The 12,573-nt window shown below is 73.9% G+C and carries 10 protein-coding genes; 6 read left to right on the plus strand and 4 right to left on the minus strand.

The window, feature by feature from the left end; genetic code table 11:
• The 3 genes from AKI01S_RS45715 to AKI01S_RS45725 form a co-directional block, all read left to right on the plus strand.
• Window positions 1-370: helix-turn-helix domain-containing protein (locus AKI01S_RS45715; protein WP_157420618.1), on the plus strand; the 370-nt coding region annotated here is incomplete at its 5' end.
• Window positions 371-416: 46 nt separating this feature from the next.
• Window positions 417-773 carry a DUF3703 domain-containing protein gene (locus AKI01S_RS45720; protein WP_245682067.1) on the plus strand — a complete coding sequence of 119 codons (357 nt, stop codon included), beginning with the start codon at window positions 417-419 and terminating at the stop codon, window positions 771-773.
• Between the two features lie 10 nt (window positions 774-783).
• Window positions 784-1,221, plus strand: a complete 438-nt coding sequence (locus AKI01S_RS45725) for a GNAT family N-acetyltransferase (RefSeq protein ID WP_067832581.1) — start codon at window positions 784-786, stop codon at window positions 1,219-1,221.
• A 36-nt stretch (window positions 1,222-1,257) separates the two neighbouring features.
• On the opposite strand, the gene AKI01S_RS45730 is transcribed toward AKI01S_RS45725, so the two are convergent.
• Window positions 1,258-1,758 (minus strand): Lrp/AsnC family transcriptional regulator, encoded by a 501-nt coding sequence (locus AKI01S_RS45730; RefSeq protein WP_067832583.1) that lies wholly within the window; start codon window positions 1,756-1,758, stop codon window positions 1,258-1,260.
• A 155-nt stretch (window positions 1,759-1,913) separates the two neighbouring features.
• On the opposite strand from AKI01S_RS45730, the gene AKI01S_RS45735 reads away from it, so the two are divergent.
• Complete coding sequence (locus tag AKI01S_RS45735) at window positions 1,914-5,360, plus strand: indolepyruvate ferredoxin oxidoreductase family protein (protein WP_067832585.1); 3,447 nt, start codon at window positions 1,914-1,916, stop codon at window positions 5,358-5,360.
• A 108-nt stretch (window positions 5,361-5,468) separates the two neighbouring features.
• Here the strand turns inward: AKI01S_RS45735 and AKI01S_RS45740 are convergent, their stop codons facing one another.
• A complete protein-coding gene (locus tag AKI01S_RS45740; RefSeq protein WP_067832588.1) occupies window positions 5,469-6,236 on the minus strand; it encodes a metallophosphoesterase in 768 nt (255 codons plus the stop codon).
• A gap of 373 nt (window positions 6,237-6,609) precedes the next feature.
• Window positions 6,610-7,584 (minus strand): 2,3,4,5-tetrahydropyridine-2,6-dicarboxylate N-succinyltransferase, encoded by a 975-nt coding sequence (gene dapD, locus AKI01S_RS45745; protein WP_067832590.1) that lies wholly within the window; start codon window positions 7,582-7,584, stop codon window positions 6,610-6,612.
• Window positions 7,585-7,802: 218 nt separating this feature from the next.
• On the opposite strand from dapD, the gene AKI01S_RS45750 reads away from it, so the two are divergent.
• Window positions 7,803-9,473, plus strand: a complete 1,671-nt coding sequence (locus AKI01S_RS45750; protein ID WP_067832593.1) for an alpha/beta hydrolase — start codon at window positions 7,803-7,805, stop codon at window positions 9,471-9,473.
• A gap of 114 nt (window positions 9,474-9,587) precedes the next feature.
• Window positions 9,588-10,100, plus strand: coding sequence for a hypothetical protein (locus AKI01S_RS45755; RefSeq protein WP_067832595.1), 513 nt, complete (start codon window positions 9,588-9,590; stop codon window positions 10,098-10,100).
• Here the strand turns inward: AKI01S_RS45755 and AKI01S_RS45760 are convergent.
• On the minus strand, window positions 10,093-12,435 hold the full coding sequence (locus AKI01S_RS45760) for an ATP-binding cassette domain-containing protein (RefSeq protein ID WP_067832600.1): 2,343 nt from the start codon (window positions 12,433-12,435) through the stop codon (window positions 10,093-10,095). The two genes, AKI01S_RS45755 and AKI01S_RS45760, sit on opposite strands and share 8 nt — an antisense overlap.
• Between the last annotated feature and the right edge of the window lie 138 nt (window positions 12,436-12,573).

A 12,573-nucleotide genomic window follows, 5' to 3' on the forward strand; every position in this document is an offset into this window, starting at 1 on the left:
GGCGGCGCCCGGCGGGGACGCGCCGCCCGCCCCGCGCCACCCGGCCCTCCGGCGGGCGGTGCGGATCCTGCCCGGCCTGCTGCGCGACGGGCCCGTCCGGCTGGGGACGGTGGCACGGGCCGTGAACCTGTCGGAGGGGCGGCTGGCGCACCTGTTCACCGAGGAGGTCGGGCTGCCGTTCCGGCCGTACGTGCGCTGGCTGCGGCTGCAACGGGTGATCGAGCTGGTCGCCGCCGGGGCCTCGCTCACCGACGCCGCGCACGAGGCCGGGTTCGCCGACGGGGCGCACCTGAGCCGCGCCGCCCGGAAGATCTTCGGGATCGCCCCGTCGGACTTCACCCGCGGCGTGCGCTGGACGGTGGAGACGTAGCAGGTTCGTTCAAGCGCGACGGGGCCGAGGGCGTCAGCCTGGGGACATGGCCTTCACACTCGCCCCCATGCCCGCCCCGGTCCGCGCCGCGTTCGAGGAGGAACTGCGCGCCGCCCGCGCCGCCCGGGACCTCGACGCCATGTGGACCGCCCTCGAACGCGCCCACATCCTCTCCCAGCCCTGGGCCTGGCCGCACACGCGCTCCCACTGGCACATGTTCCTCCTGGCCCTGCGCCGCCGCGACCGCCGCGAGGCCGTCGGGCAGGCCGTCCGCCTGGCCGTCGCGGGGCCCAGTTCCCTGCTGGACCTCGCCCCGCCCGGCAACACCGGCCGCGCCTCGGTGGGCCTGCGGACGGAGATGCCGGTCCCGGGCGATCTGGCGGCGCTCCTCGCCGAGGCGTGAGACTGGTCTCATGGCAGTCCTCGTCAGACCGGCCGCCCACCGCGACGCCGCCCGCATCGCGGAACTGCTGGACCGGCTCGGGCACCCGGCGACCGCCGAGGAGGTGCGGGCACGGCTGACCTACTGGCTGGGCGACCCGCACAGCGCGCTGCTGGTGGCCGAGGTGGACGGCGGGGTCGCGGGCTTCGCGGCGCTGCACGCCTCGCCCCTGATCGAGCGCACGGCGCGCCGGGGCCGCCTGGTCGCGATCGCGGTGGACGGCGACGCCCGCGGCCGGGGCGTCGGCCGCGCGCTGATGGAGGCCGTCGAGACCGCCGCCCGCCGCCTGGACTGCCACGACCTGGAGGCGGCCGGCGCCCGCACCCGGACCGGGGCCCGGCGCTTCTACACGGCCCTGGGCTTCGAGGAACAGTGCGACCGGACGTCCCACCTGCTCAAACCCCTGTGACCCGCCCGCGCCGGACCGGCGGCCGCGGGGCGCGGGTCACTTCGCGCCCTGGCGGGTGCGGCGCTTCTCCTCGTCCTCCAGGAGGGGGCCCACGCGGAACGGCACCGGGGTCGTCAGCGCGATCGAGGTGGTGCTGCGCCGGACGCCGGGGCAGGCCAGGATCGCGTCGATCACCTCGTGGAGCTGCTTGCCGTTGGGGGCGGCGGCGCGGACCAGCAGGTCGCCCTGCCCGGTGATGCCGAAGACCTCCAGGACGCGCGGGATCGTCGCCAGCGCGGCGGACGCCTCGTGCAGGCGGCCCTGGGCCACTTCGAGGGTGACGAACGCCGTCAGCTCGAACCCCAGGGCCCCGAGGTCCACCTCGCGGCCCCGGTGGCCGATCACGCCCTCGCGTTCCAGCCGCTCGACGCGGGCGTGCGCGGTGTTGCGGGCGATGCCCAGCTTGGCGGCCAGCTCGGTGACGCCGATCCGGGGCTGCTCGACCAGCCGGCGCAGGATCCTGATGTCGAGCAGGTTGACGTTCATCACATCGCTCATTTCTCGTAACCATGATCAAGTGGATCTGAGCAATCCGCTCAAAATCGTAAGTGACATCTTGCAGACCGCTCAGTGTAGAGAGTGAATGATCCGGATCACACCTGTTTGTGCGCCCGATCACTCGTTCGGGCCGGATCGATGCCGGAAGGTGTCACATGAGCGTTGCCTCCCCGCTCCGGGACCGGCTGGAGCTGGAGAACGGCCGGATCGCGCTGGGCGGCGTCCAGGCCCTCGTCCGGTTGCTGCTCGACCAGAAGCGGGCCGACGCCGCGCGCGGCTGGACCACCGCCGGGTTCGTCTCGGGCTACCGGGGATCGCCGCTCGGCGGGCTGGACCAGCAGCTCTTCCGCAACGAGAAGCTGCTCGGGGCGCACGACATCAAGTTCATCCCCGGGGTGAACGAGGAGCTCGCGGCGACCGCCGTCTACGGCTCGCAGCTCGCCCAGCAGCTCCCCGACCCCAGGTTCGAGGGCGTGTTCGGGCTCTGGTACGGCAAGGCCCCGGGCGTGGACCGGTCGCTGGACGCGTTCAAGCACGCCAACTGGCTGGGCACCGCCGAGCGCGGCGGTGTGCTGGTCGTGGCGGGCGACGACCCCTCCTGCAAGTCCTCCACGCTGCCGTCGGCGACCGAGGGGGCGCTGGCCGACTCGTTCATGCCGGTGCTGGTGCCCGCGTCGGTCGCGGACGTGCTGCGGCTGGGGCGCTACGGGTTCGAGATGTCGCGGTTCTCCGGCGCGTGGGTCGGGTTCAAGGCCGTGACGGACGTGTGCGACGCGCACGAGGTCGTGGACGTCACGCCGGTGCCCGTCCCGGTGATCCCCGAGTTCACCTGGCGGAACCGGCCCTGGAAGCCCACCCGCAAGCCCGGCATCGACATCAAGACCACCGTCGCGATGGAGCCGGAGGTGCTGGAGGGGCGGCTCGCCGCCGCCACCGCGTTCGCCCGCGCCAACGGCCTCAACGTCGTCGAGGGCGCGCGGGGCGAGGCCCGGATCGGGCTGGTCGCCGCCGGCCGCACCTACCTGGAGCTGCGCGAGGCCCTGGACCGGATCGGGCTCGACGACGCGGCCCTGGAGCGGCGCGGCGTCCGCCTGCTGCGCCTGGCGATGATCCACCCGCTGGACCGGGACGAGATCCGCGGGTTCGCCGCCGGGCTGCGCGAGATCGTCGTGGTCGAGGAGAAGCGCGCGTTCGTGGAGACCCAGATCCGCGACATCCTCTACGACCTGCCCGAGCGCCCGGCCGTGCTGGGCAAGCGCGGCCCCGACGGCGCGCCGCTGGTCCCCGCCGACGGCGGCCTGGACGCCGACCGGATCACCAAGGCCCTGGCGCGGCTGCTGGCCGACCGGATCGGCGAGGAGCACATCGACCTCGGCCACCCGGCGCTGGCCAGGCGCAAGCCGCAGATCAACCTGCTGGCCCCGGCCCGCACCCCCTACTTCTGCTCCGGCTGCCCGCACAACCGCTCCACCAACGTCCCCGAGGACTCGCTCGCGGCGGGCGGCATCGGCTGCCACATCATGAGCGTGTTCATGGACCGCAGCCTCGGCACCACCCAGATGGGCGGCGAGGGCGTCATGTGGGTGGGCGCCGAGCCGTTCAGCGGCACCACGCACATGTTCCAGAACATCGGCGACGGCACGTTCTTCCACTCCGGGACGCTCGCGGTCCGCCAGGCCGTCGCCGCCGGGACCAACATCACCTACAAGCTGCTCTACAACAACGCGGTCGCCATGACCGGCGGGCAGGACGCCGACGGCGGGGCCGACCCGGTCACCGTGACCCGGATGCTGCACGCCGAGGGCGTCGCGAAGATCGTCGTGGTGGCCGACGACCCGGCCAAGTACCCGCGCGGCACCGCCTGGGCCCCGGGCGTGACCGTGCGGCACCGCGACGAGATGGACGCCGTCCAGCGCGAGCTGCGGGAGATCCCCGGCGTCACGGTGATCCTGTACGACCAGGCGTGCGCGGCCGAGACCCGCCGCAAGCGCAAGCGCGGCCAGGCCCCCGACCCGGCCACCCGCGTGGTGATCAACGAGGCGGTGTGCGAGGGCTGCGGCGACTGCGGCACCAAGTCCAACTGCCTGAGCGTGGAGCCGGTCGAGACCGAGTTCGGCCGCAAGACGCAGATCAACCAGACGTCCTGCAACAAGGACTACTCCTGCGTGGACGGCGACTGCCCGTCCTTCCTCACCGTGATCCCCGGCGAGAAGAAGAAGGCCAGGGCCGCCGGGCTCCCGGCGATGACCGAGCTGGGCGAGATCGACGCGGTGCCCGCGTCCGGGAACGTGCTGCTGGTCGGCATCGGCGGCACCGGCGTCGTCACCGTCAACCAGGTGCTCGCGACGGCGGCGCTGCTGGACGGCCGCTACGCCCGCTCCCTCGACCAGACCGGCCTCAGCCAGAAGGCGGGCGCGGTGGTGTCGCACCTGCGGGTCGGCCCGGACGACCGCGACCGCCCCGGCCTGATCGGCGCCGGCGAGACCGACGCCTACCTGGTCTTCGACGCCCTCGCCGCGACCTCGGAGGTGAACCTGCGGCGCTGCTCGGCCGAGCGGACCGCCGCCGTGGTGTCCACCAGCGAGGTCCCCACCGGCAGGATGGTCGTCGACGTGACCGAGAAGCTGCCGCCGAGCGCCGCGCTGATCCGGCAGATCGCCGACCGCACCCGCGGGGAGCGGCTGGTCGCGTTCGACGCCCTGGCCCTGTCGGAGCGGTGGTTCGGCAGCGGCACCCCGGCCAACTTCGTCGTCGTCGGCGCCGCCTACCAGGCCGGTCTGCTGCCGCTGTCGGCCAAGGCGATCGAGGAGGCCATCACGGTCAACGGCGTCGCGGTCGACGCGAACGTGAAGGCGTTCCGCGCCGGGCGGCACCTGGTGCTCGACCCCGGGTTCGCGCAGGTCGAGGAGACCGTCACCGCCGCGCGGGCCGACGAGGCCGAGGACGCCGGGGACGACCTGGCGCGGGTGCTGTCGATCCGCGTTCCGGAGCTGGTGAAGTACCAGGACGCCAGGCTCGCCCGGCAGTACCTGGACACCGTGCGGCGCGTCGAGCGCGCCGAGCGGGACGCCGGGGTCGAGGGCGGGCGGCTGGCCGCCGCCGTCGCGCGCAACCTCTTCAAGCTCATGGCCTACAAGGACGAGTACGAGGTCGCGCGCCTGCACCTGGACCCCGAGCTGCGGCGGCGGGTCGAGGAGCAGTTCGGCGAGGGCGCGGAGATCCGCTACATGCTGCACCCGCCGATCCTGCGGGCCCTCGGCATGGACAAGAAGATCGCGCTCGGGAGGTCCGCCAAGCCCGCCTTCCACGCGCTGCGGGCGATGCGCAGGCTGCGCGGCACGCCGCTGGACGTGTTCGGGCAGACCGGGCACCGCCGGATGGAACGCCGCCTGGTCGCCGAGTACCTGGCCGTCGTGGACCGGCTCGCCGCCGAGCTGACCGCCGACCGGCACGACCTGGCCGTCGAGATCGCCGAGCTGCCGGACCTGGTCCGCGGCTACGAGCAGATCAAGGAGGCCAACGTGGTCCGCTACCACGAGCGGATGCGCGACCTGCTCGCGCGGTGGTCCGCCGCCCGCACCGGAGACCCCGCTCCGGCCTGACCCGCGCGGAACGGACGCCCGGTCGCCGATTCAACGGCGACGCGGCGGCCGGGCCCTCCGTCCCCGCGCGCTACGCCGCCCCGGCCCGTCCACGGGCCGGGGCGGCGCTCATTCGTGCGGCCAGGCCGGGACCACCTGGTAGTGGGTGGTCAGGCGGCCGGACGCGTCCAGCGCGTGGAAGGCCACCATCGGCGGCTGGTCGAAGCGCAGCACGTCGCGCGGGCCGTCCTGGCGTTCCCAGGGGTACTTGAGGGCGGAGGCGACACCCGGCGCGATCCGCAGGGGCCGCCCGGCGAACGTCGTGGCCGCCGGGGTGTGGGCGTGCCCGCACAGCAGGCCCGCGACGTCGGGGTGGCGCTCCACCAGCGCCGCCAGGCGTTCGGTCCCGAACTGCCGCATGCCGTCCAGGTAGGGGACGTGGATCGGCACCGGCGGGTGGTGGAAACCGATCAGGACGGGGACGCCCGGCGGGTTGTCGGCCAGGACCTTCTCCAGCCAGTCCAGCGTCTCGTCCGCCAGCGTCCCCTCGTCGCGGCCGGGGATCGTCGAGTCGCACAGCGCGAGGGTGAACCGGTCGGCGCGGTGCACCCGGTTGACCGGGGCGGGTGAGGCGGGCTCGCCCAGCAGGACCGAGCGGAACGCCGCGCGGTCGTCGTGGTTGCCCGGGCACACCAGCACCGGGTGCCGGGAGGCGAGCGCCGCCGCGGCGCGCTCGTACTCCTCGGCACGGCCGTGGTCGGCGACGTCCCCGGTCACGACGACGGCGTCGAGATCGACCGCCAGCGCGTCCAGGTGCGTCATCACCGCCCGGAGGCGCTCGACGCCACGCGCGTCGTCACCGATGTGAACGTCACTGAGATGGGCGATCAGGGTCATGGCGCCGCCTGGTCTGGACTGAGGAGTGTCACGATCGGGAGCTTGCGAGCGATCGTGTAAGCGACGAGGGAAGACCTGGCGTCAAAGCGCCAGGACCCGCCGCGCGGAGGCGCGGCAATGGGTACTGTCATGGCGCCGCCTGGTCTGGACTGAGGAGTGTCACGATCGGGAGCTTGCGAGCGATCGTGACGGCGACGAGGGAGGGCCTGGCGTCCAGGCGCCAGGACCCGCCGCGCGGAGGCGCGGTGACGAGCACGGTCACGGGTGGCCCTTCGGTTCCGGGGTCTGCGGCGACGGTAGGCGCCGGGCGGACCGCCGGGGCAGGGCCACTTCCCCCCGGAAGCGGGGATCCACTTCCGGGGGGCGCGGGCGCTCAGTCGTTGGCGTGCAGGGCGGCGTTCAGCTCGATGCCCCTGCCCTCGCGCGGGACGGCCTCGACCGCGCCGGTCACCGAGTTGCGGCGGAACAGCAGGCCGGGCCGCTTGGACAGCTCGCGCGCCTTGACGGCCTCGCCGCCCGGCAGGAGGACCTTGGTGCCCGCGGTGACGTACAGCCCGGCCTCCACCACGCAGTCGTCGCCGAGGGAGATGCCGATGCCGGCGTTCGCGCCGAGCAGGCAGCGCTCGCCGACCGAGATGATCTCCTTGCCGCCGCCCGACAGCGTGCCCATGATCGAGGCGCCGCCGCCGATGTCGGAGTCGGCGCCGACCAGCACGCCCGCGGAGATGCGGCCCTCGACCATCGAGGAGCCGAGGGTCCCGGCGTTGAAGTTGACGAAGCCCTCGTGCATGACGGTGGTGCCGGAGGCCAGGTGCGCTCCCAGGCGGACGCGGGAGGCGTCGGCGATGCGCACGCCGGACGGCATCACGTAGTCGGTCATGCGGGGGAACTTGTCCACGCCGTTGACGACGACCTGGCCGCGGGCGCGCAGCCGCAGCCGGACCTGCTCGAAGCCCTCGACCGCGCAGGGGCCGAAGTTGGTCCACACGACGTTGGCGAGCAGGCCGAACACGCCGTCCAGGTTGATCTCGTGCGGCTTCACCTGCCGGGACGACAGCAGGTGCAAGCGCAGGTAGACGTCGTGGGCGTCCGCCGGCGGCCTGCTGAGGTCCTCGACGCCGACGCGCACCGCGACGACCTCCACGCGGCGGGCCTCGTCGCGGCCCAGCGCCACGTCGGCGCCGAACGCCCGCGCCGCCTCCTCGGCGGTCAGCCGCCGGGTCTTGGACTCGGGCGGGGCGCCCAGGGCCGGGGTCGGGAACCAGGTGTCGAGGATCGTGCCGTCCTCGGTGATCGTGGCGATGCCGTCGCCGAACGCACCGGAGTCGTTGAGCTTCACTTCAGTCACGTCGCAACGGTATCCGGGACGCGCCCCGCACGCCGAAACCGGTGGGGGGTCCCGCCGCGCGACACCTCCTGGAAACTCCGGAAAGTCCACTTTTGGCGACACGCTCCCCAGGTGGACCTTTGGTCACGCTTGCCCCCATATGATCAGCGCGAACCAATCCCGTACGCGGCCTCCGGCGGACCCCCGGGGGCCGCGCGCACTCCAATCGAGGAGGCCGAATGCGCCGTCTCACCCTCGCGGTGGGCTCGGCGGCCGGGGCCCTCGCGCTGACGACCACCGCGTCGCCCGTGCTGGCCGCCCCGTCCCCCCAGACTCCCCAGGCCCGGTTCGCGGCCCAGCGGATCGACTGGAAGCCCTGTATCGAGGACCCGGGCGCGCCCCCGGTCATCAAACGGCTCGACTGCGGCACGATGACCGTGCCGCTGGACTGGAACGCGCCGAACGGCGCGACCCAGCTCAAGATCGCGGTGTCCCGGCTGCGCGCCGGCGGCGGCAAGGCCCGGGGCGCGGTGTTCACCAACCCCGGCGGGCCGGGCGGCCCCGGCCTGACGCTGCCGCTGGCGCTGGCGGGCCCCGACGGGAACGCGCGGCTGTCCCAGGCGATGGACATCATCGGGATCGACGTGCGCGGCACCGGCCAGAGCACCAACGTCACCTGCGCCCTCACCGATCCCCTCGAACCGCTGAACGTGCGCGACCGCGGCAAGCGCAACACCGCCAAGCTGCTGGGGCAGGCCCGCACGATCGCGCAGGCCTGCCAGCGGAACTCCGGCACGCTCGGCCGGCACATCACCACCTGGCAGACCGTCCGCGACCTGGACCTGCTGCGCGCGCTGCTGGGCCAGAAGAAGATCCACTGGGTCGGGTACTCGGGCGGCTCCTGGCTCGGCGCGCACTACGCGACCGCGTTCCCCAAGAACACCGGCCGGTTCGTGCTGGACTCCAACACCGAGTTCACCGCCCCCTGGCAGAAGGTGTTCGCCAACCAGCCGATGGCCTTCGAGCGCCGCTTCCGCAAGGACTTCACCCCGTGGGCGGCCAAGTACGGCAGCCGCTACAAGCTCGGCAAGACCGGTGAGCAGGTGCGGCGCACCTACGAGGCGATGCGCGCCGACCTGGCCAGGGAGCCGCTCCCGCTGCTGGAGGGCGGCTACTTCTACGCCGGTGACCTCGACAACCTGATCGCCGGGGCCCTGTACGCCAAGGCCAACTTCCCCGAGCTGGCCCGGATCATGAGCGTGCTGCGCCGCTACACCGGCGTGAAGGCGCGTTCGGCCGCCGGCACGCGGGACCTGTCGCGGTCGATCCGCGCGCTGCGCGACCGGTGGACACCGCTGCGCCCCGCCGGCGAGGGCGACGCCCCGGACGCCGACATCGCGACGTTCTACGGCATCACCTGCAACGACACCCCGCGCACGGGCACCCCCGCCGACCTGGCCAAGCGCACCGCGGCCTCGGGCCGCAAGTACCCGCTGGTCGGCTACGCGCGGATCATCGACCCGTGCCAGTACTGGAAGCGCCCGAACGTGAAGCTGCCGGTCCCGACCGGCAAGGGCGTCCCGCCGACGCTGATGGTGCAGTCCGCGCACGACCCGGCCACCCCGTACGAGGGCGCGGTCGCGGCGCACCGCCGGTTCGCCGGTTCCCGGCTGCTGTCGGTGACCAGGGAGGGTGACCACGCCATCTACGCGGGCGGCAACGCCTGCGTGGACAAGGTCGTCGACGCGTTCGTCATCGACGGCGTGCTGCCCGGGAAGGACCTGTCCTGCAAGGGCATGCCGCTGCCGGTGCCGCCCAAGGACGTCCAGAGCCAGTCGGCCGCCACCGCGCCGCAGCACCCGCTGCTGCGCGCCGACGCGCTGGCCGACCGTTACCGGCTGAAGGTCTGACCTGCGCGTTCACTCGCATGACGCGGCCCCCGCCCCCTCCGGGCGGGGGCCGCTTCGTTCCCGTCACGGCCGGGTATGGGGCCCTGCGTCGACCACCATGATCGGGGGATCTGCATGCGACTCGGGCTGTGCGCGGTGCTCACCGGAACCGCCCTGACGCTCGGAACGTTCGGAACGGCCACACCTGTCGCCACGGCGGCCGAGGGGGCGGGCCAGGGGGCGGGCAAGGCGCGGTTCGGGCCGCGCGGCTTCGGCGGGGTGCGGCTCGGGATGTCCGCCGAACGCGCCAGGGCCACCGGCCGGATCAGGCTGAAGGTGAGGGGCGGCGCCTGCTCGGGCTGGGACCTGAGGGCGCACCCGACGGGCCGCGACCGGGTCGGGCTCTACGTCTCCAGGCGGCACGGCGTCGCCCTGATCTTCGCCCCGAAGGGCGCGCGCACCCCGCGCGGCATCGGCGTCGGCTCCACGTTGCGCCAGGTGAAGCGTGCCTACCCGAGGCTCGGGCACGGCACCTTCCACTACGTGACGGTCCCGGGCAACAGAAGGGCCCACTACTACTTCATGCTGGACAGGGGCCGGGTCCAGGAGATGGCGCTGGCCCTCAAGCGGCAGGACTGCGTCAACTGACCGCCGCGAGGTAGGGGGCGGTCCGGCTGTCCGGGTCGGCCGCCACCCGCGCCGGGGTGCCCCGCGCGACGATCCGGCCGCCCCGGTCGCCGCCCCCGGGGCCCATGTCGATGACATGGTCGGCGCCCGCCACCACCGCCATGTCGTGCTCCACCACGACGACCGTGTTGCCGTTGTCCACCAGCGCGTGCAGGTGACGCATCAGCAGCTCGGTGTCGGCCGGGTGCAGGCCCGCGGTCGGCTCGTCCAGCAGGTAGAGGGTGCGGCCCCGGCCCGCGCGCTGGAGCTCGGCGGCGAGCTTGATGCGCTGGGCCTCGCCGCCTGACAGCTCGGTGGCCGGCTGGCCCAGGCGCAGGTAGCCGAGGCCGACGTCGCGCAGGGTGCGCAGGGAGCGGGCGGCGGGGCGGACGTCGGCGAGGAACCCGGCCGCCTCGTCCACCGTCATCCCCAGCACCTGCGCGATCGTGGCGTCGCGGTAGCGGATCTCCAGGGTCTCGGGGTTGTAGCGCGCGCCGTGGCAGACCGGGCAGGGCGAGTAGGTGGAGGGCAGGAAGAGCAGCTCCACGGTGACGTGGCCGTCGCCCTGGCAGTTCTCGCAGCGGCCTCCCGGCACGTTGAACGAGAACCGGCCCGCGTTGTAGCCGCGCCGCCTCGCCTCGCCGGTGTCGGCGAACAGCCTGCGGACCGCGTCGAACAGGCCCGTGTAGGTCGCCAGGTTGGAACGCGGCGTCCGGCCGATCGGCTTCTGGTCCACGCGGACGACGCGGTCGCCGTTCTCCTCGGCCGTCTCCCCCGCGACGTTCACCAGGGTCGTCTTGCCGGAGCCCGAGACGCCGGTGACGGCGGTGAGGACGCCCAGCGGGACGTCGGCGTCCAGGCCCCGCAGGTTGTGGCGGGTGACGTTCCGCAGCTTCAGCCGGCCGGACGGGGCGCGCGGCTCCCGGGGCTCGTGGGCGGCCTCGCCGAACAGGTGGCGGCGGGTCACCGACTCGGGGACGTTCCGCAGCTCCTCCACCGGCCCGCTGTGCAGGATCCGCCCGCCGTGCGCGCCCGCCGCCGGGCCCACGTCCACGATCCAGTCGGCGTGGCGGACCACGTCCATGTGGTGCTCGACGAAGAAGACGCTGTTGCCCGACGCCCGCAGGCGCCGCAGGACCGACAGCAGCGCGACCGTGTCGGCCGGGTGCAGGCCCGCCGACGGCTCGTCCAGGACGTAGACCACGCCGAACAGGCCCGAGCGAAGCTGCGTCGCCAGGCGGAGGCGCTGTAGCTCGCCGGAGGAGAGCGTCGGGCTGGACCGGGCCATGGACAGGTAGCCGAGCCCCAGCTCCACCAGCACCTCGATGCGGGCGCACAGGTCCCGGCACAGGACCGCCGCCGGGCCGTCGCCGCCCGTGTGGGGGCGCAGGACCTCGGCCAGCGCCGACAGCGGCAGCGACGCCAGCTCCGCGACGTTGCGCCCCGCGAACGTGACGGCCAGCGCCTCCCGCCGCAGGCGCAGCCCCCCGCACGCCGGGCACACCGCGCTGACCAGGAACCGCGCGGCCCGGTTGCGCTGCGCCTCGCTCTTGGAGTCGGCGAACGTGTGCATGACCAGGCGCTTGGCGCTGGAGTAGGTGCCCTGGTAGGTCCGGTGCGTGCGGTGCGCCTCGCGGACCGGGTGCACGGTCACCACCGGCTGCTCGTCGGTGAACAGGATCCAGTCGCGGTCCTCCCGCGGGAGGTCCCGCCACGGCCGGTCGATGTCGTGGCCGAGCGCCGCGAGGATGTCGCGCAGGTTCTTGCCCATCCACGCGCCCGGCCAGGACGCGATCGCTCCCTCGCGGATGCTCAGCGACGGATCCGGGACCAGGGACTCCTCGGTGACGTCGTGGACCTCCCCCATCCCGTGGCAGGTGGGGCAGGCCCCGGCGGGGGTGTTGGGCGAGAACGCGTCGGAGTCCAGGCGCTCCGCGCCGGGCGGGTACTGCCCGGCCCGCGACATCAGCATGCGCAGCGAGTTGGACAGGGTCGTGACCGTGCCGACCGAGGACCGCGACGACGGCACCGACCGGCGCTGCTCCAGCGCCACCGCCGGGGGCAGGCCGGTGATGTCGTCGACGGCGGGCGTCCCGGCCTGGTTCAGCAGCCGCCGCGCGTACGGGGCGACCGACTCCAGGTAGCGGCGCTGCGCCTCGGCGTAGATCGTCCCGAACGCCAGCGACGACTTGCCCGACCCCGACACCCCGGTGAACGCCACCAGCGCGTCGCGCGGCACGGCGACGTCCACGTTCCGCAGGTTGTGCTCGCGGGCGCCCCGCACCCGCACGAACGGATCCTCGCTCCCGGACTCCATGATCCCCACGCTACCCATCCGTCCCCGCAGCTCAGGACGGGGGCACCGCCGCGAGGGCGGCGGTGATCCGGGCGACGTCGCCGCGTTCGGCGGGCGGCAGCGGCGCTCCGGCGGCCCGCCGCCCCGCGGCCGCCTCCG

The sequence above is a fragment of the Actinomadura kijaniata NBRC 14229 genome (assembly GCF_001552175.1).
In the GTDB taxonomy this organism is placed as follows: domain Bacteria; phylum Actinomycetota; class Actinomycetes; order Streptosporangiales; family Streptosporangiaceae; genus Spirillospora; species Spirillospora kijaniata.